This is a genomic window from Arthrobacter sp. NPDC058130, from assembly GCF_042884475.1.
Taxonomy (GTDB): Bacteria; Actinomycetota; Actinomycetes; order Actinomycetales; family Micrococcaceae; genus Arthrobacter.
This window is the reverse complement of record NZ_JBHVTV010000014.1, coordinates 47,001-65,459: the sequence shown is the minus strand read 5'-3', so window position 1 is coordinate 65,459 and position 18,459 is coordinate 47,001. Positions and strand designations below refer to the sequence as shown.

The window sequence follows — 18,459 nt, the reverse complement described above, 5'->3', positions numbered from 1 at the left end:
GGGACTTACTGCGTCTATTCTGAAGTGACATGATTCACATGCCGACGAAGCCCTGAAAAAATGCAGAAAACGACTGCTGTTGCAGGTTTCGTGCATCGACGGAGGAGAAAGTGATGGAACTCAGCGAGGACGACCTCACCCTGATCAACGTCCTGCAGATCGCGCCGCGCCTGAGCTGGGCGGATGCGGCCCAGGTGCTGGGCGTTCACGCCACCACCCTCGCCGCCCGCTGGGAACGGCTGCTGGCGTCCGGCGTTTCCTGGATCACCGCCCACCTGATCGGCGACCCCCATCAGATGTGCCTGGCGTTCGTGGCCGTGGACTGCGAAATGCACCGGCGCGAGGAAGTCACCGCCAGGCTCGCCGAGATGCCGGAAATCGTCACAGTGGAGGAGGCGGCCAGCAACCGGGACCTCATGCTGACCGTCATTACGCCCTCCCTGGACGACTTCAGCTCGAAGGTCGTCTCGCGGTTGAAGGAGATCGACGGCCTCGTGAAATATCAGACGGCGCTGTGCACCCGGCTGCACGCGAGCGGCGGCTCCTGGCGGCTCAATGTGTTGAGCCGGGCCCAGCAGGCCGCCGTGCGGGCATTGGCCGGTCCCGAGGCCACCGGAGTTGCCCCGGCTGCCGCCCGGGACGCGTTGCCGGAGAGCCACCTGGCGCTCCTGCCGTACCTGGCCAGAGACGGCAGGGCCACGGCGGCGGACATTGCCCGGGGGCTGGGCAGGCACCCTGCCACCGTCCAGCGGCAGCTCAACCGTGTGCTCGCCAGCGGCATCCTGTCGTTCCGGTGCGAGGTGGCCCAGAAATTCTCGGCCTTCCCCGTGACGTGCCAATGGTTCGTCAACGTCCCCGCCGGGCGCCACGAGGCGGCCGCCGCCGAATTGAGGACCATGCGGAACGTGCGGCTCAGCGCTTCCACCACGGGGCCCACGAACTTCGTGATCATCATGTGGCTGCAGTCCCTGGCGGACGTCATGAGCATCGAACTGGCGCTGCAGCAGAAGGTGCCCGGCATCGTGCTCGTGGAAAGCGTGGTCATGCTGAGCACCGTGAAGCGCGTGGGGTGGATGCTGAACCCGGACTCACGGGCGAGCGGCGCCGTCGTGGTGCCGGCCCAGGGGCTGGCCGCAACAGACTGAGCGCTGCGGACTGACCGCGGCGGACTGACTGCTGATAGGCGGCGCGCGGCGTGCCCCGCTTTGCGAGCTGTGGCATGCTTCCCCTAGGCGCCCTTCACCTGCTTCATCTTCCAGTTGGCCAGGCCAGGAGCCGCGCCACCAGTCCCGACCCGCCCGGACCCGCCTTGGCCTCATCGTTGAGTTGAGGATTCCAGGGCTGTGTCCCTGAATACCGATCAGGCCCCGCCCGTGCCTCGAACTGACCCGCCCGCCCGCCAGAAGGCCGCCCCCGAATCGGCCGGCATCTTCCACCGCAGCTACCTGCTGGTGACGCTCGGCGCGTGCGCGCTGGTGTTCCTGGCGGCCTTCGAGTCCCTGGCAGTGACCACCATCATGCCGCTCGTCAGCCGGGAACTCGACGGCGCTGGCCTCTATGCTCTGGCTTTCGCCGGGCCCCTCGCCACCGGGGTGATCGGCATGGTGGCCGCCGGCAGCTGGTCGGACCGCAAGGGGCCGGTGGCGCCCCTGCTGGCCGCGGTGGGCATGTTCGTGCTCGGCCTGCTGATCGCCGGCACTGCGGGGACCATGCCGGTTCTTGTGTCCGGGCGGCTGGTGCAGGGACTCGGCGGGGGCGGGCTCACGGTGGCGCTTTACGTCGTCATCGCCCGGGTCTACCCGCAGGTGCTGCACCCGAAAATCTTCGCCGCCTTCTCCGCGGCGTGGGTCATCCCGTCCCTCGTGGGCCCGTTCGCTGCGGGCGCCGTGGCGGAACTGGCCGGCTGGCAGTGGGTGTTTGTCGGCGTGGTGGGACTCGTGGTTCCGGCCCTGCTCCTGACGGCCCCGGCCCTGCGCGGCCTGAACGGAAGCCCGGACGACGCCGATTCCCCGGACCCAGCGGATCGCCCGCCAGGCGAAGAGGGTGCCGGAGGCCGCACGCCGGGCGGCCTCGCAAAGTTGGCGCTGGCGGCGCTGGCAGCGCTCGCTGTGCTGGGCCTGAACCTGTCCGCCGCGGTACCGGGCGCCGGGGGCGTGCTGGCGGCGGCCGCTGTCGCCGTCGCGCTCCTGGCCGTGCGTCCGCTCATGCCGCGCGGAACCCTGACAGCCCGGCGCGGCCTGCCGAGCGTGATCCTCACCCGGGGACTCGCGTCCGCGGCGTTCTTCGGCGCGGAGGTCTACCTGCCGTACCTGCTCGTGGAGCGCTACGCCTTCGCCCCGACCTTCGCAGGCCTCACGCTCACCGGCGGCGCGATCGCCTGGGCGGCGGCGTCGGCCGTCCAGGGCAAGCTGGGGAACCGCCTGGAGCACCGCAGGGCGGTGCGGATCGGCTCGGCCCTGGTCCTCGGCGCCATCGCTCTGGCCTTTGTGACAACGGTGTTGGCCTGGCCGGCGGCCGTCGCGATCGCGGGATGGATCTTCGCCGGGGGAGGCATGGGCCTGATGTATCCGCGGCTGAGCGTCATGACGCTGGCCCTTTCCACCAGGGACACCGAGGGCTTCAACAGCTCGGCGATGTCCATTTCGGACTCGCTCGGCGGCGCCCTGGCCCTGGCCGGCACGGGGATCGTGTTCGCCGCGTTCGCGACCTTGACGCCGGCGGCACCGTTTGCCGGGGTCTTCGCGCTGACGGCGGCGATCGGGATCGCCGCGGTGGCGGTCGCGCCGCGCGTCGCCGTCGTCCCGGCCGTCAGGACGCCCGCCTAACCCGAACTGCAAAGAGCCCCGAACTGCAAAGGAGCCCCGGCCGGAAGATCCGGCCAGGGCTCCTATGCGTCTCGCTTGAGGATCAAACAGCCGCGCGGGCTTCCTCCTCGGAGCGGACGGCCTGCCATTCGACAATCCGGGCCTGCTGCAGCGGGGACTTCCGGTTGAAGTGCCAGGCCGCACCCAGCAGCAGGAACCACACGGGTGCCACGACGAGCGCCAGGCGGGTGTCATCGGCCTGGGCCAGCGCCACCAGCATGAAGACGAAGAACGCGAGCACGACGTACGGCATGAACGCGGAGCCGGGCATCTTGAAGGCCGAAGCCTCGTGCAGGGCCGGCCGGCGGCGGCGGAAGACGATGTAGCTGATCAGGATCATGGACCACACGAACATGGTCAGCACGGAGGCCACGGAGGTCACGATCGTGAACGCGCCGATCACGGAGTCGCCGGCGTAGAGCAGGACAAGGCCGGCCAGCAGGAAGATGCAGGAGAACAGCAGTGCGTTCTGCGGCACCTTGCGGACGCTCAGCTTGCCGAACGCCTTGGGCGCGTTCCCGTCCTGGGCCAGGCCATAGACCATCCGGGAGGTCGAGTAGATTCCGGAGTTGGCGCTGGAGGCGGCGGAGGTCAGGACCACAAGGTTGATGACCACTGCGGCGATCCCCAGCCCGGCCAGGGTGAACATGCCGATGAACGGGCTGCTGGCGGGATCGATGGTGCGCCACGGGTTGACCGCCATGATGACCACCAGGGCGCCGACGTAGAAGAGCAGGACGCGGACCGGGATGGAGTTGATGGCACGCGGCAGGTTCTTCTCCGGGTCCCTGGTCTCGGCGGCGGCGGTGCCGACAAGTTCAATGCCGGCGAAGGCGAAGATGGCGATCTGGAAGCCGAGGATGAAGCCGAACATGCCGTGCGGGAACATGCCGCCGTCGTTCCACATGTTGGCGAGGTTGGCTTCGGCGCCGCTCGGGGAGGTGAAGTGGGTGGCGATCATGACCGCGCCGGTGATGATCAGGGCCACGATGGCGACCACCTTGATGATCGCAAACCAGAACTCGGCTTCGCCGAACGCCTTCACGGTGGGGAGGTTCAGGAGGATAAGGACTACGGGCGTGAGCAGCGCTGGGATCCACAGGGGCGTGCCGGGCGCCAGCTTGTCCACGTAGCCGGCAATGGCGACGATGTCCGCCACGCCGGTGACCACCCAGAAGAACCAGTAGGACCAGCCGGTGAAGAAGCCGGCCCAGGGGCCGAGCAGGTCGCCGGCGAAGTCGCTGAAGGACTTGTAGTTCAGGTTGGAGAGCAGGATCTCGCCCATGGCACGCATCACGAAGAACAGCATGAAGCCGATGATCATGTAGACGAAGATGACGGACGGGCCGGCGAGCGAGATGGTCTTGCCGGAACCCATGAACAGGCCGGTGCCGATGGCGCCGCCGATGGCCAGCAATTGGATGTGGCGGTTGCCGAGGGCGCGGGCAAGGTGCGGTTCGCGGCTCCCGGCGCCGGAGTCACTGTTGGTGGAGGCGGCAGTGTCAGATTCTGAGATGGCCGGAGCGGCCGAGGTGGTGCGTTCAGACATGAGGCTTCTTCCTTGTCACGGGCGGTCGCAGCGGGCGGGGGTTCCGCACTGCGGGCCGCACAGGTCCGTCAGGGTGTGACGGAGGTAACAGTTTTAGCGGGTAGATCCAGATTAGGGCCGGTATTTCGTGGTCCCGTTGTCGCGGCGGGCTGCCCGGGTGGCTGGCCGGCCGGTGATGCGCCCAGGTTCTCCCGGCGGCACCGGGAATCCGCGCGGTGCGGAAACGGCTCCGAAACCCGCGTCCATCGGGGGGCCTAGGGAAAAAGCGACGGCGGCACGGCAGTCCGGCGCGGCCGCCTGCGCCGCCTTCTGCGCGAACCACCCGCGCACGGGCCCGTTCGACAACTGTCGACCATCTTAGCCTCAGTTGTCGTCCGCTGTCCTTTGTCACATTTTTGCCCGCTGAAGACGGGCCAGGGCCCGGGGCCGGGGCCCGAAAAGCGGGCGAGAGCGCGGCCCGTGGCTTGTGCGCGGCGTGCCGAGGCTACTCCCCGCAGCTGGCCTTACTTGAGCTTGCGTGCGCTTGCTTTGCCGTCGGCGGCGTCGGTGGCGCGCTGCCCGGCCTCCTGCGGGGCCTGCGCGGGCTGCCCATCCTGTTTGAGGTACTCATTGCCCGGCGCCCTGCCGGTGCCATCCTTGGCCGCGACAATGTGGTGGATGACCGTGCGGTTGACGTTGTCGTCGAGTCCCATGGTGTTCCTCTCGTGGTTCCTGCCCAACGCGGCGCAGCGGTCCGTCCACCCGGGCCAACAGGCGCGCTCGAAGAGCCACCCTGGTCCTGGTGTCACTGGTGATTCGGACCCGGATCGGGCTTGGATGGCCGGCCGCGTTACACAGTTCTGCAGATTGCTGCCCGGCCGCTTACTGGGTGGCCAGACGCGTGGCCCGCAGCACGGCATCGGTGAGTGGCGCGATCCCGCCGTCGGGCCCCACCATGCTGCGATTCCGGCTGTCCAGGACATCGACGCGCCACAGCGGCTCTTCGATCGGGAGTTCCCGGGCAATGTCCTCGGCGGTGAAGAACTTCTCCGGAGTGTGGTGCGCACCCCACGGCGGCAGTCCATCGGGATGATGGCCGACGATCAGCAGCGTCCCGCCGGTCCGCACCGCTGCGGCGGCGAGCTGCAATGCCTGCTGCCACGGCATCTGGGTGGAATGCAGGAACTGTGCCGAGACGAGGTCGAACAACCGGTCCGGGACCCACGAGGCAAGATCCTGTTGGACCCACGTGATGTTGGCGCCCTGGCCGCGGTCCCGGGCGTGCACGGCCGCACGTTCAAGGGCGACGGCGGAAACGTCCAGGCCGGTCACGGACCAGCCGCGGGCAGCGAGCCAAATGGCGTCCGCGCCCTCGCCGCACCCCAGGTCCAGGGCCTCGCCCGGGGCCAGGTCCGCCGCCTCGGCGACGAGTTGCGGATTCGGCTCCCCGCTCCACATTCGGGGGCGGCTGCTGTACTTCTCATCCCACACTTGTGCCGCGTTCATCGGCGCTGTGTTGCTCTGAACTGTGTTGATTTGGGCTGTGTTCATCTGCGCCGCAGGACCGGGCGCAGCAGTGCCCTGCGCCGCTCGATCGGCGGCGTCGTGCTCGTGGCTGTGTGTTGTCATGGCTTCTCCTCGTCGCCTTGCCCGCCCACCATGCTCCTCCGCGACGCAACGGCGGTCAATACACGGCCTGGCCTGCGGAAACGCCCCGGAAAAGCGGCGCGAAGGCAGGGTGACACATGAAAATCACGCTCCGGAAACGCATCCGAAACCTGTGTCGTGAATGCTGGGCGCAAAGAGGTTGAACGCTGGGGAAGGGCAATGATCATGGACGTTGACGCAGCACGGCACATCCGCAGCTCCACTGAGTTGAATGTGGGGGACGAAATCGAGGCCTGGCACAACGGCAAGCTCTTCCACCGGGGCACGGTAACGCAGACCGTCACAGCCGTGGACCTGTTCTGGATTCTGGATGCCGGGACGGGGACGCGCCGCCTCATCGACGCCGAGGCGCTCGTGATCCTGCGGGCGGCGGCCCCCGCGGCCCCGGCCGCAGGCAAGTCACCGTCGCGGGCGCCCGTCCGCACCGCCCCCTCCCATGCGCCCGCCCACACACCCTCCGGGGCTTCCCACATGCCGCTGTTCCAGGCCCCCAGCCTGGCGGGCTAGGAGCCGGCCGCCGGCCGCGGATACGGGACCCGGCCCTGCCGGATGATAGACTGGTGAAACTTGATGTGCAGTGATGCCCACTTTGGTTTCGGTTGACCGGCTTCGGTCCATCAACCGGACCCCTGCCGGCTTCCTTCGGGAATCCGCCGCAGGCAGTGGGTTTTTTTCATGTGAGAGGCACATCCTGCGTCGATGAACGCGTTCCATTTGGTCCCGGCCGCAGCTTGCTGATGTTTGGCGGCAGCCCGGTTGATCACCTGACTTTTCTTCGGCGAACCCCTGAGCCAACCGGCGCCGGGGGCCGATATCCGCATGGATACCGCCTGAAAGACCTTTGACTACATGACTACATTTGCTGCCCTCGGCACGCCCAAGGCCCTCGCCGACACCCTTACCGCCCAGGGAATTGTTGAGCCGTTCCCCATCCAGGTCAAGACCCTGCCGGACACCCTGGCCGGACGCGACGTCCTGGGCCGCGGCCGCACCGGCTCCGGTAAGACCATCGCCTTCGCCATCCCGCTTGTGGCACGACTCGCCGAGCGGGAAGCGGGCTACTTCCGCAAGCCCGGCCGCCCCATGGGCCTTGTCCTTGCACCCACCCGCGAACTGGCCACCCAGATCAACGCGACAATCGAGCCGCTGGCCAAGGCTGCCGGCCTGACCACCACCGTGATCTACGGCGGCATCTCCCAGGCCCGCCAGGAAAAGGCCTTGCGCGCCGGCGTCGACATCGTCATCGCCTGCCCGGGCCGCCTGGAGGACCTGATCCGCCAGCGCATCCTGACCCTCGAGGCCGTCGAGATCACCGTACTGGACGAGGCCGACCACATGGCCGACCTCGGCTTCCTCCCGGTGGTCAAGAAGCTCATGGACATGACCCCCACCCAGGGCCAGCGCCTGCTGTTCTCCGCCACCTTGGACAACGGCGTGGACAAGATCGTCCAGCGCTACCTGTCCAACCCGCTGACCCACTCCGTGGACGACCCGCAGGCTGCGGTGACCACCATGGAACACCACGTGCTGGTGGTCAACGACCAGACCGTCAAGAAGCAGCTGATCGTCGAGCTCGCCTCCGGCGCCGGCCGCCGCGTGCTCTTCATGCGCACCAAGCACCACGCCCGCAAGCTGGCCAAGACCCTGACGGACGCCGGCATCCCCGCCGTCGACCTTCACGGCAACCTTTCGCAGAACGCCCGTGACCGCAACCTGGCCGAGTTCGCCTCCGGTGACGTCCGGGTCCTGGTGGCTACCGACGTCGCCGCCCGCGGCGTTCACGTCGACGACGTCGAACTGGTCATCCACGTGGATCCGCCCACGGAGCACAAGGCGTACCTGCACCGCTCGGGCCGTACGGCCCGCGCCGGCTCCGACGGCACCGTGGTCACGCTGACCCTGCCCGAGCAGCAGTCCGACGTCAAGAAGCTGATGAAGGCCGCCGGCGTCGAGGTCAACTTCGAGCGCGTCACCGCCAACTCCCCGCTGGTTGCCGAACTGGTGGGCGAAATGGCCGACAAGATTGATCCGCGGACCCGTGCGGCGCTGCTGGCAGCCAAGGCCGCCCAGCACGGCGGCGGTACCTCCACCGGTGCCAACGCCGAGCGCAAGCGCGCCCGCCGCCAGGCCTCACCCACCGCGGGTGGCCGGGGCGGCCGCGGCGGACGCGGACGCGTCGGAGCCGAGGCTCCCCGCACCGATCTGCCGCGCGCCGAGCGCCGCGCCGTCGCGTACGAAGGCAAGGCTGCCGCCCGCAACGCCGCCGACCGTCTCGCCGAGCAGAACCAGGACCGCGCTGACGCCGAGCGCGCCGAGCGCCGGAACGCGCGTGGCCGCGGCCGGGCCACCGCCTACGCGCACCACAACGACGTCCCGGCCGCCGGCGGCCGTGCCGCGGCCGGCCGCGGTTCGGACGGGCGCGCAGCCGAGGGACGCAGCGACGCCCGTGGCGCTTCGGCTCCCCGCAGCGGCGCACCCCGGACCGGTGGGGCTCCCCGCACGGGTGGCGCACCGCGCACCGGCGGCGCACCCCGCACGGGTGCCACAGCCGGCGGCCAGCGCAACGGACGCCCGGCAACCGGCCAGCGCGCAGCAGCCGGCGCCAAGTCCGGAGGCAACGCGGCTGTCTGGTCCTCGACCACCGGCGGCACCTCGGGCGGATCCTACGCAGGCGGCGGCAACGGCCGCTCCAGCGAAGGCCGTCCGGCACGCAGCGGCGGCCCCCGCCGCGCGTCCGCACCGGCGTCGAACGAACGCCGCAGCCGCTAAGGTTTCGCCTGCCCGCTACCTAAAGTAGGTGGCGATGCGCATAATGCCGGTCGCGACGGGAATTCCCGCAGCGACCGGCATTGTGCGCAGCGGGAACCACGAAGCGCAGCGACAGTTACCAGCCGCGGGCGCGCCACTCTTCCAGGTGCGGTCGTTCCGCGCCCAGCGTGGTGGGCTTGCCGTGGCCCGGGTGCACCACGGTGTCATCCGGATACACGTCGAACAGCCGCTCGCTCACGTCGGTGATGAGCTGGTTGAACCGCGCCGGATCCTTCTGCGTGTTGCCCACACCGCCCGGAAACAGCGAGTCGCCGGAAAAGATGTGGGCCGGGCCCTGCGGATCCTGGTACACGAGGGCGATCGACCCCGGCGTATGCCCGCGCAAGTGCACTGCCGTCACGTTGAAACCGTCGAAGTTGCCGACGTCCCCGTGATCCAGCAGCACATCCACGGGCACCGGCAGCTCCGGGGCATCCTCTGCCCCGGCCGCCGTCTTCGCCCCCGTGGCTTCCACCAGGCCTGCCAGCGCCCGGACGTGGTCCCAGTGCTGGTGGGTGGTGGCAATCAGCGCGAGCTTCGGCGTCGCGGTGGTATCCGCGGCGGCGTCCGCGAGCAGTCCCTGGATGGCGGCCAGATCATCGGCCGCATCGATCAGGAGCTGCGCGCCGGACGCCTTGGCCGTGAGCAGATACACGTTGTTGTCCATCTCGCCGACCGAGATCGGGCGGATGGTGATGTCACGTAACGAGTGAATGAGCGAATCCATGGGCTTCAGTCTACGGACGCGCTATTCACGGCCCTGGGACACCCAGTTGGGGTCCGCGGAGCGGGAGCCGACGACGGCGTCCGCGGCGGCGTCGAGCGTCTTCAGTTGCGCTGGGGTGAAGTCCAGCGCCAGGGCACCCAGGTTCTCGTCGATCCGGTCCGCCTTGCGGGTGCCGGGGATGGGGACCACCGGCAGTCCCAGCTTCCGGCCCTGCGCGAGCAGCCAGGCCAGTGCCACCTGGGCGGGAGTCGCTGCCCGCCCGGCGACGCTGAGTTCCGCAGCGACTGCCCGTACGGCGGCAACCACGCCCTGGTTGGCGTCGGCGGCGTCCGCGGCAAAGCGGGGGATGTTGCGGCGGAAGTCGTTGCTGCCCAGCGTTGCAGCGTCTACGGTGCCGGTGAGGAATCCCCGGCCCAGCGGCGAATAGGGCACAAAGCCCACCCCGAGGTCGGCCGCGGCCGGAACTACGTTGCGTTCCACGTCGCGGCTCCAGATGGACCATTCGCTCTGGACCGCGGCGATCGGGTGGACGCGGCTGGCCTCCCGCAGCTCCTCGGCCGTCACCTCGGACAGGCCAAGGTGCCGCACTTTGCCGGCCTGCACCAGCCCCGCCATGGCCTCCACGGTTTCCACTATCGGAACGCGGAGGTCACGGCGGTGCAGGTAGTACAGGTCGATCGAGTCGGTGCCGAGCCGTTGCAGGCTGCGGTCCACGGCCTGTTTCACGTACTCCGCGTCACCGCGGATGTCCGTGTAGCCGGCCGACGGCGTGCCCACGAGGCCGAATTTCGTGGCCAACTGGACGTCGCCGCGGCGTTCCTTGAGCAGCCGCGCGATGAGTTCCTCGTTGCTGCCGCCGCCGTAGATGTCCGCCGTGTCGATGAAGCTGACGCCGGCGTCGACGGCGTGGTGCAGGGTCTTGAGGGCCTCGGCCGGGTCCACGTCGCCGTAGACAGGGGTCAGGGCCATGCCGCCGAACCCCAGGGGGCTGACCGTGAGGCCGTCGCCGAGCTGGACTGTTGCTGCCGTCATCTGGGTCTCCATTCGCGCACTCAGTGGTTCCGAAGTAGTTCCGTCCCTGCCAAGAACCCTAGGGCGCGCGCGGCTATTCCGATTCGGGCCCGGTCACGCCGGAGGATTTTCCCCACCTTTGCCTGTGGCGCGGCCGGTACGACGGCGCGTCGCGGGGGACGCGCCGTCGTGCAGGCTCAGACGTGGGGAGACTCCGCGGGGGAGCGCGGCTGCTGTTGCAGCGTCGGGGCCCGCTCTCCGGCGGCCAGGAGCTTCAGGCCCGCGGCGCAGCCGACGATCCCGGCGATGAACAACAGCCTGAGCGGGCTCGCCGGTTCGGCGCCGGTGGCCATCGCCCAGCCCACCGTCAGCGCGGCGCCGATCCCCACCCAGACGGCGTAGGCGGTGCCGAGCGGGATACGCTTCACGGCCATGCCAAGCCCCACCATGCTGAGGGTGGCCGTTACCGCGAAAACGAGGGTGGGCATAAGGCGGGTGAACCCGTCGGACAGGCCCAGGGCCGTGGCCCAGACCGCTTCCAGCACGGCGGAAGCGAGCAGGATCAGCCAGGTGAGGGCCGGAGTTGGCCGGTTATCCTGGCGGTTCTTGCCGGAGTTGGCGGCCATCATCACGCCACCAGCTTCAGGCCGACGACACTCGCGGCAATCCCGCCAAGCAGCAGGATCCGGGCCGCGGCGGCGCGCTCAACTTTGGTGACCATCGCGTAGCCGGACGTCAGGACGACGCCGACGCCCACCCATACGGCGTAGGCCGTTCCGGTGGGGATGGACTGCATGGCGACGGCCAGCCCGCCCGTGCTTGCAATGACGGAGACGAGTAAAACCAGGCCCGGGACCAGCCGACGCCGGCCGGTGGCCTGCGACGTGCGGTGCAGCGCGGCGGCCCAGACGGCTTCCAGCGCTCCGGAAAGAATGAGTATTAACCATGACATGACGGCTCCCGTGGCCAGTCTTGTCGCGTACCGGGTACTGAACCGTCGTCCGGAGGCCCGGAGGGGGCCTTGGCCTTCAAGTCTAGCAAAAGCCGGGTCGCCGCAAGGCGGGAGTCAGCGCAAGGCGGGAGTCACCGCCCGATGGCGTTGCTCCAGACCGTGAACGTGCGCCCCACGGGGTAGCGGGCGCACGGCTCGTCCGGAGCGGTGAGGTCGCCGGCGTCGATATCGGATGCCGCCGACACCACGGCCCGGCCGTCGGCGGTGGCCAGGGTGGCCCGGCCGCCGATCCGCCGCAAGGCGGGCATGGCCCCCCGTTCGAGGCGCTGGACCGTGACGTCGATGCCCACGATTCCCGCGACCGGACCATCCGGGCGGGTGAAAACCGGGTGCGTGAAGGTCAGGACGTATTCGTCGGTGCAGAGGAAATCCACGTAGGGCCCGGTGACATGCGCCTGGCCCGTTTCCACCGGGATACGGAACCATTCGGCCTTGACGTAGCGGCTGATGGAATTGGGGCTGAAGTTGGCCAGGGCGTCGACTGGTTCCAGGTCCGGGCCTTGCCACCAGGCGATATAGCTGCGCTCGGGCCCGAGCAGCCCGGCGTTGGCGATGAACCCTGCGCCGGCGGCGTAGCCATCGGGCAGTTGCACCAGTTCCTCGACGAACGGTCTGATGAGCTTGTCCACGGCCGTGCCCGTGACTTTGCCGGACATTGCGGCTAGGGCTGCGCCGGTGTCAGCGGCCCACACCGTCAGGCGGCGCTCGATGCCGGCGATGGTGGAATCGAGTTCTGCGGCCGCCCGCCCGGCAGGATCTGGGCCGGCCGCCGCCGCGGACTGAGCAGCGGAGCGCCCTGCGGTGGGGCCGGCGGAGGCGGCTGCCGGGCTGACGGCGGAGCGGCCTGCGGAAGCTGCTACCGGCGTGACGGCGGAGCGGCCTGCGGTAGACGTGGTTTCGGACATGGTTGCTGCCTTAGCTCGAAGGGGCCGGGACATTTCGCGGTGAAGAGGTGTGGTCAAAATCGTGAGGTCAATAGCGTTTGGCCTGCTCGGTCAGCAGCCAGTCGGTAGTGGCGGAGATGAGGGCCTTGACCCCCGTTTCGGCGGCCCCGGGGTCGTGGGCCTCAATGGCGGTCGCCACCGCCTCGAGGATCACTGTGGTGCGTTCGCGGTAGCCGGTGTCGGCGCACGGGAGCAGCGTGAGCGTGCCAAGGTCGGCCTGCAGCCGGATGAGCTCGCGGGCGAGCCGGGCGGAGCGGGCGATGGCGGCGACTTCCAGCAGGAACTCCGAGAGGGCCAGCCGCCAGCTCAGGGAGTCATCATCCGCCGCGGGAATGAACGAGCGCAGCATGGAGATGTCGGCCGCGTCCGAGCGCCGGGCCGCGACGCCGGCGCAGGCCGCGGCGATCGCCTGGTAGTGCAGCGCGAGGTCCCTGATCTGCAGCCGGCTCAACTCATGCAGCTGCTCCAGGGCCCGTTCCCGGGAGGGCAGCACGTCATCCGCGATGAAGCTCCCGCCGCTGCGGCCGCGGGCGGTCCGGATGATTCCCGAGGCCCGCAGCTGGGAGAGGGCCTCCCGTGCCGTTACCGCAGACACTCCGAGGGCCGCAGCCAGCTCGGTCTCGTTCGGCAGCCGCTGCCCGCTGGTCAGCAGCCCAGTCTCCACGGCCTGTTCGATGCGGCCGCACACTTCATCCACGAGCCCGCGTGATTTGATCGGCGTGAACACCGCAGCGAGGCTCCGGGAGGCGCCCTTCGGCGACAACAACATCCGGGCCTCCCTTCCCTCCGGCGGTATCCGGCCGTCCTGGCCGGCATCCCTGCAGTGTCCGCGGGCGGCGCCGCCGTGCGTCATCCGGGCTGATGTCATCCTAATCCGGGCTTTGCCGGAGGGTCTATACATAAAACCTATGAAGTAATAGCATTTTGGCCAGCAGCCCAGTGTGCTCTGGATCACATTCCGCTGCGTGGCTTTCCCCGTGGACCATCCGGCAACGACGTAAGGCGCACCGCATGACCGAAACACTGGCCGCCGGCACCCCGACCGGAACCGAAGAGGTTCCGGCGATCCGCCTGCGCAAGCTCACCAAGGTCTTCGGTGATACCACCGCGGTCAATGCCGTGGACCTGGACATCCGCCACGGCGAGTTCTTCTCCATGCTCGGCCCGTCCGGCTCCGGCAAGACCACAGTCCTGCGGCTGATTGCCGGCTTCGAACTGCCGACCGCCGGGAGCATCGAACTCGAGGGCAAGGACGTCACGGCAATGGCGCCCTTCCAGCGGGACGTCAACACCGTGTTCCAGGACTACGCGCTGTTCCCGCACATGTCCCTCGTGGACAACGTCGCCTACGGGCTGCGGGTGCGCGGCATGCCCGGGAACCAGCGGCGGGAGCGGGCCAGGGAGGCCCTTGACCGTGTCCAGCTCGGGAAGTTCCTCGGCCGCAAACCTGCCCAGCTCTCCGGCGGCCAGCGGCAGCGGGTTGCCCTGGCCCGGGCGCTCGTTGTCGAGCCAAAGGTGCTTCTGCTGGACGAGCCGCTCGGAGCCCTGGACCTGAAGCTCCGGCAGCAGATGCAGGTCGAACTCAAGGAATTGCAGCGCTCGCTCGGCATCACCTTCATCTTCGTCACCCACGACCAAGAGGAGGCCCTGACCATGAGCGACAGGATCGGGGTCTTCAACAACGGCAGCATCGAACAGATTGGTACCGCGCACGAAATCTACGAGCACCCCGGCGGCGTCTTCGTGGCCAATTTCGTCGGCACGTCCAACATTTTCGACGCGGGCCAGGCGCAGGCGGTCTACGGCCGGCCGGATCCCCTGTGCGTCCGTCCGGAGCGGCTGCGCGTGGCCTGGACCAGGGAACCTGAGGGCCGTGCCGGCACCACCTCCCGGTCCGGGACGGTGACCTCGTTCGTGTACGTCGGGCACGCCACCCAGGTGCGGGTGCAGCTCGACGGCGGACCCGCCGTCGTCGCGCTCGTGCCGGAAAAGCTTCCCGGCAACGACGCCGAGCTGGTGAACGGGCCCGTCACTGTCAGCTGGGACGACGACGCCGTCGTGTGGCTACCGGCCGGCGGCTCCGGCACCGATGCGCCCGCCACCGATGCCGCCCACACCGATTCTCCACACATCGACTCACCCAAGACCGAAAGGTAAGAATCATGGCACCAAGAACAAAGGCCTCCCTGGTGGTCGGCGTGGTTGCGGCGGCGGCCCTCGCGCTGTCGGCCTGCGGAACCAGCGGCGGATCGGGTACCGCGGCGTCGACGCAGCCGGTGAAGACCGAGATCGGCGCCGGTGAGGGCCAGGTCTCCATCCTCGGCTGGCCCGGGTATGTCGAGGACGGCAGCAACGACCCTGCGGTCGACTGGGTGCATCCGTTCGAACAAGAGACCGGGTGCAAGGTCAGCTTCAAACCGTTCGGCACTTCGGACGAGGCCGTGACGCTCATGCGCACCGGCCAGTACGACGTCATTTCCGCCTCCGGGGACGCCTCGCTGCGCCTGGTCGCCGGCCATGACGTCCAGCCGGTCAACATGAGCCTGCTGAAGAACTACCCGGACATCTATCCGTTTTTGAAGGACAAAGCCTGGAACACGGTCAACGGCGTTAACTACGGGATGCCCCACGGCTGGGGCGCCAACCTGCTGATGTACACCACGGACAAGGTCACCCCGGCGCCCGCCTCCTGGAGCGCCGTCTTTGACGACGCCGCCAAGCACACCGGCAAGGTCACGGCCTACGATTCGCCCATCTACATCGCCGATGCCGCCGTCTACCTCATGGCCCATAAGCCGGAGCTGGGCATCAAGAACCCGTATGCCCTCGACAAGGACCAGCTGGCTGCCGCCGTCGACCTGCTCAAGCAGCAGCGCACGCACATCGGCGAGTACTGGAGCGACGTCGTCAAGGAGGTCCAGGCCTTTACCGCCGGGAGCACCGTGGTCGGCACCACCTGGCAGGTGGGTGCCAACATCGCGACGGCAGGCGGCGCCAAGGTCGCCACGCTTCTCCCTGAAGAAGGTGCCACGGGCTGGTCGGATACGTGGATGATCGGGGCCAAGACCAAGAACCCGAACTGCTCCTACAAGTGGCTCGACTACATCGCCAGCCCCAAGGCGAATGCCCAGGTGGCGGAGTACTTTGGCGAATCCCCGGCCAACGCGAAAGCCTGCGCGCTGACCACTGATCCCAAGCACTGCGAGACCTACCACTCCGGTGATACGGCTTACGCCGGAAAGATCTGGTACTGGACCACCCCTGTGGCCGAATGCCTCGATGGCCGCAAGGACGTCAAGTGCACCGACTACTCGGAATGGACCAAGGCCTGGACGGAAATCAAGGGCTGATACCGGCACCGCCGCACCAATACCGCAAGAAGAAGCCGGCCCCGGCGGCCGGCAGAGATTAAGGCGAGATGGCACAACAGATACAACAGCTGCCGCCCGGCCCACCCCGTGATGCCGGCGCTGTACCGCGGGCGAAAACCAACGCCTTCTCGGCGCTGCTGCACCGCTCACCCCGGCTGAGGCTTGCCGGGCTGCTCACAGCCCCGGCGGCCTGGCTGGTGCTTGTGTACATCGCTGCCCTGGCGGCACTGCTGGTCACCGCCTTCTGGACGGTGGACACCTTCACCGGAGAGGTGTCCACGGTCTGGACCACGGAGAACATCGTCACGGTCCTGACCGATCCGGTGTACCAGCGGATCACCCTGCGGACGTTGTGGATCGCGGTGGCGGTGACCGTGATCGACATGGTCCTCGCCCTGCCCATCGCGTTCTTCATCGCCAAGGTGGCCAGCGCCCGGTGGGAAAAACTGCTCGTGGTGGCCGTGCTCATGCCGCTGTGGGCCAGCTACCTGGTCAAGGCCTACGCCTGGCGGAATGTCCTGGCCGAGGGCGGTCTGCTGGAGTGGCTGGGGGCGCCGATCGGACTCTCGTCCCCGGGCTACGGCGAGACCGCCGTAATCCTGACCCTGTCCTACATCTGGCTGCCGTACATGATCCTGCCGATCTACGCGGGCTTTGACCGGGTACCCGACTCCCTGCTGGAAGCCTCCGGGGACCTGGGCGCGAAACCGCTGACCACCATGCGCCTGGTCATGCTTCCGCTGCTGGTCCCCTCCATCATTGCGGGCACGATCTTCACGTTCTCGCTGTCCCTGGGCGACTACATCACCGCGCAGATTGTCGGCGGGACCACCCAGATGCTCGGCACCGTGGTCTACGCAAATGTCGGATCCGCGAACAACCTGCCCTTTGCCGCCGCGGTGTCGCTGGTTCCGATCGCCATCATCATGTTCTACCTCTTCATCGTCCGCCGCACCGGCGCCCTGAATAACCTGTAGCGAAAGGCGCATCATGAGGCTTTCCCGTAGCGCCAAAGTGGTCCTGGGCGTCGTTACCACGCTGGTGCTGTTGTTCATCTACACCCCACTCATGCTCGTGGTGGTGAACTCGTTCAACGCGGACCGGACGTTCGGCTGGCCGCCCAAAGGATTCACCTTGGAATGGTGGGGCAAGGCTTTTGACTCGCCCGGCGTCCGGGAGGCCGTCCTGTCCTCGCTGTGGGTGGCGGTGGTCGCGACGATCATCTCGCTGCTGCTGGGGACGCTGCTGGCACTGTCATTGCAGCGGTATGAGTTCTTCGGCCGCGACGTCATCAACCTGCTGGTGATCTTGCCGATCGCCCTGCCCGGTGTTGTCACAGGCATCGCCCTGAACAACATGTTCACCACCATCATGGGCATCCCGCTCAGCCTGTGGACGGTGGTGATCGCCCACGCCACGTTCTGCATGGTGACCGTGTTCAACAACGTCATTGCCCGGCTCCGCCGAATGAGCCCCGGTCTGGAGGAAGCCTCCTCCGATCTCGGCGCCGGCGTCTTCACCACATTCAACCTGGTGACGTTCCCCCAACTGCGCTCTGCCCTGCTGGCCGGCGGGCTGCTTTCCTTCGCGCTCAGCTTCGACGAGATCATCGTCACCACTTTCACGATCGGGGCCGGTGAGACGACGCTGCCGATCTGGATCCTGCAAAACCTGTTCCGTCCGAACCAGGCGCCCGTGGTCAACGTTGTGGCCGTCGTGCTGATCGTGGTCTCAATCGTTCCGATCTGGCTCGCGCAGAAGCTGTCCGGGGACTCCGTGCGGGTCAGCGGCGCCCGGGTTAAGGCGGACGCGCGCTAATCCGTGCCTGGCTCGCCGGCTGGATCGATGGAGACGACCGCCAGGAACCCGCGGCCCACGATCTCCGGCGTCCCGGTATCGGAGCCGACGACGGCGTCATAGCGGTTGAGCTCGACGCGCTCCGGCTCCGGAGCGGCGGGGGCCGGCGGCTCGGCGGGCGTGCCGGCCGAGGGTGTTGGGCCGCCCGGCGTCCCCGGGCTGACGGTCGCCTGCCCCTGCAGGAGGATGCCGAACTGGCCTTCGAACACCGGGTGGGCGCGCGTCTTGGAGAGCTCGACGATGGATGTGTAGCCCTTGAAGGCGCCGTTGCGGGTGATGACGTTCAAGTCCCGGATGTCGCCGGTGGGCAGTGCTCCCGCCGAGTCCGCGTCGCCGGAGAACCGGAACGGGCGGTACTTCTCCAGCGGATGCTCTGCGCCGTCAACGCTCAGGAGCAACAATTCGCCGTCGATCACGGTCAGCACGCGGTCCATCCCGGCGAAGACAGAGAAGGGGCCGGCCCTGGATACCTCGGCAATGCTGACGCGCCAGTCCCATGCGTTGTCCTGCGACGTCCGAGGATGGCGTGCCAGTTCGCGCGTCACCCCGCCGCCGTTGCGCCAGGGGTGGGCTTTGAGCTCGGCGTAGCGGATGATCTCCATGGCCTCAGCCTATCGGCCGGGCATCGGCCGGGCTGCCGCCGCCTCGGCCGCCCCGACGCAAAGTCGG

The 18,459-nt window shown here is 68.4% G+C and carries 18 protein-coding genes and 1 riboswitch; of the genes, 8 read left to right on the top strand and 10 right to left on the bottom strand.

Features of this window, described 5'->3' with window-relative positions; genetic code table 11:
* Window positions 1–113 precede the first annotated feature (113 nt).
* The gene (locus tag ACFVTM_RS19530; RefSeq protein ID WP_390205616.1) at window positions 114–1,145 is read left to right on the top strand and encodes an Lrp/AsnC family transcriptional regulator; all 1,032 of its coding nucleotides are present in this window, start codon (window positions 114–116) and stop codon (window positions 1,143–1,145) included.
* 228 nt (window positions 1,146–1,373) lie between these two features.
* Window positions 1,374–2,825, top strand: a complete 1,452-nt coding sequence (locus tag ACFVTM_RS19525; RefSeq protein WP_390205615.1) for an MFS transporter — start codon at window positions 1,374–1,376, stop codon at window positions 2,823–2,825.
* Window positions 2,826–2,907: 82 nt separating this feature from the next.
* Here the strand turns inward: ACFVTM_RS19525 and cycA are convergent, their stop codons facing one another.
* From cycA to ACFVTM_RS19510, 3 genes are all read right to left on the bottom strand, one after another.
* Complete coding sequence (cycA, locus tag ACFVTM_RS19520; protein WP_390205614.1) at window positions 2,908–4,413, bottom strand: D-serine/D-alanine/glycine transporter; 1,506 nt, start codon at window positions 4,411–4,413, stop codon at window positions 2,908–2,910.
* A 503-nt stretch (window positions 4,414–4,916) separates the two neighbouring features.
* A complete protein-coding gene (locus ACFVTM_RS19515) occupies window positions 4,917–5,105 on the bottom strand; it encodes a hypothetical protein (RefSeq protein WP_390205613.1) in 189 nt (62 codons plus the stop codon).
* Between the two features lie 169 nt (window positions 5,106–5,274).
* Window positions 5,275–6,021, bottom strand: a complete 747-nt coding sequence (locus ACFVTM_RS19510; RefSeq protein WP_390205612.1) for an SAM-dependent methyltransferase — start codon at window positions 6,019–6,021, stop codon at window positions 5,275–5,277.
* A 204-nt stretch (window positions 6,022–6,225) separates the two neighbouring features.
* Here ACFVTM_RS19510 and ACFVTM_RS19505 point away from each other — a divergent pair, with 204 nt between their 5' ends.
* Both ACFVTM_RS19505 and ACFVTM_RS19500 read left to right on the top strand, forming a co-directional pair.
* Entirely contained in the window at window positions 6,226–6,567 is a 342-nt protein-coding gene (locus tag ACFVTM_RS19505; RefSeq protein ID WP_390205611.1) for a hypothetical protein, read from the top strand.
* 342 nt (window positions 6,568–6,909) lie between these two features.
* The gene (locus ACFVTM_RS19500) at window positions 6,910–8,829 is read left to right on the top strand and encodes a DEAD/DEAH box helicase (RefSeq protein ID WP_390205609.1); all 1,920 of its coding nucleotides are present in this window, start codon (window positions 6,910–6,912) and stop codon (window positions 8,827–8,829) included.
* Between the two features lie 115 nt (window positions 8,830–8,944).
* On the opposite strand, the gene ACFVTM_RS19495 is transcribed toward ACFVTM_RS19500, so the two are convergent.
* The 6 genes from ACFVTM_RS19495 to ACFVTM_RS19470 form a co-directional block, all read right to left on the bottom strand.
* Window positions 8,945–9,595, bottom strand: coding sequence for an MBL fold metallo-hydrolase (locus ACFVTM_RS19495; protein WP_390205608.1), 651 nt, complete (start codon window positions 9,593–9,595; stop codon window positions 8,945–8,947).
* Between the two features lie 21 nt (window positions 9,596–9,616).
* A complete protein-coding gene (locus ACFVTM_RS19490) occupies window positions 9,617–10,627 on the bottom strand; it encodes an aldo/keto reductase (protein ID WP_390205607.1) in 1,011 nt (336 codons plus the stop codon).
* A gap of 176 nt (window positions 10,628–10,803) precedes the next feature.
* Window positions 10,804–11,232, bottom strand: coding sequence for a DMT family transporter (locus ACFVTM_RS19485; RefSeq protein ID WP_390205708.1), 429 nt, complete (start codon window positions 11,230–11,232; stop codon window positions 10,804–10,806).
* Between the two features lie 2 nt (window positions 11,233–11,234).
* A complete protein-coding gene (locus ACFVTM_RS19480) occupies window positions 11,235–11,558 on the bottom strand; it encodes a DMT family transporter (RefSeq protein ID WP_390205606.1) in 324 nt (107 codons plus the stop codon).
* Between the two features lie 9 nt (window positions 11,559–11,567).
* A riboswitch (guanidine-III (ykkC-III) riboswitch) is annotated at window positions 11,568–11,632 on the bottom strand.
* 57 nt (window positions 11,633–11,689) lie between these two features.
* A complete protein-coding gene (locus ACFVTM_RS19475) occupies window positions 11,690–12,523 on the bottom strand; it encodes a cache domain-containing protein (protein ID WP_390205604.1) in 834 nt (277 codons plus the stop codon).
* Between the two features lie 67 nt (window positions 12,524–12,590).
* Complete coding sequence (locus tag ACFVTM_RS19470; RefSeq protein ID WP_390205602.1) at window positions 12,591–13,331, bottom strand: FadR/GntR family transcriptional regulator; 741 nt, start codon at window positions 13,329–13,331, stop codon at window positions 12,591–12,593.
* Window positions 13,332–13,573: 242 nt separating this feature from the next.
* On the opposite strand from ACFVTM_RS19470, the gene ACFVTM_RS19465 reads away from it, so the two are divergent.
* The 4 genes from ACFVTM_RS19465 to ACFVTM_RS19450 all read left to right on the top strand — a co-directional run bounded on the left by ACFVTM_RS19465 (window position 13,574) and on the right by ACFVTM_RS19450 (window position 17,751).
* Window positions 13,574–14,719 carry an ABC transporter ATP-binding protein gene (locus ACFVTM_RS19465; RefSeq protein WP_390205600.1) on the top strand — a complete coding sequence of 382 codons (1,146 nt, stop codon included), beginning with the start codon at window positions 13,574–13,576 and terminating at the stop codon, window positions 14,717–14,719.
* A gap of 5 nt (window positions 14,720–14,724) precedes the next feature.
* Entirely contained in the window at window positions 14,725–15,912 is a 1,188-nt protein-coding gene (locus tag ACFVTM_RS19460; RefSeq protein ID WP_390205598.1) for an ABC transporter substrate-binding protein, read from the top strand.
* 68 nt (window positions 15,913–15,980) lie between these two features.
* Window positions 15,981–16,910: an ABC transporter permease gene (locus ACFVTM_RS19455; protein WP_390205596.1), complete on the top strand. Its 930-nt coding sequence runs from the start codon at window positions 15,981–15,983 to the stop codon at window positions 16,908–16,910.
* 13 nt (window positions 16,911–16,923) lie between these two features.
* Entirely contained in the window at window positions 16,924–17,751 is an 828-nt protein-coding gene (locus ACFVTM_RS19450; protein ID WP_390205595.1) for an ABC transporter permease, read from the top strand.
* On the opposite strand, the gene ACFVTM_RS19445 is transcribed toward ACFVTM_RS19450, so the two are convergent.
* Complete coding sequence (locus ACFVTM_RS19445; RefSeq protein ID WP_390205593.1) at window positions 17,748–18,392, bottom strand: HutD family protein; 645 nt, start codon at window positions 18,390–18,392, stop codon at window positions 17,748–17,750. The genes ACFVTM_RS19450 and ACFVTM_RS19445 overlap by 4 nt on opposite strands.
* Between the last annotated feature and the right edge of the window lie 67 nt (window positions 18,393–18,459).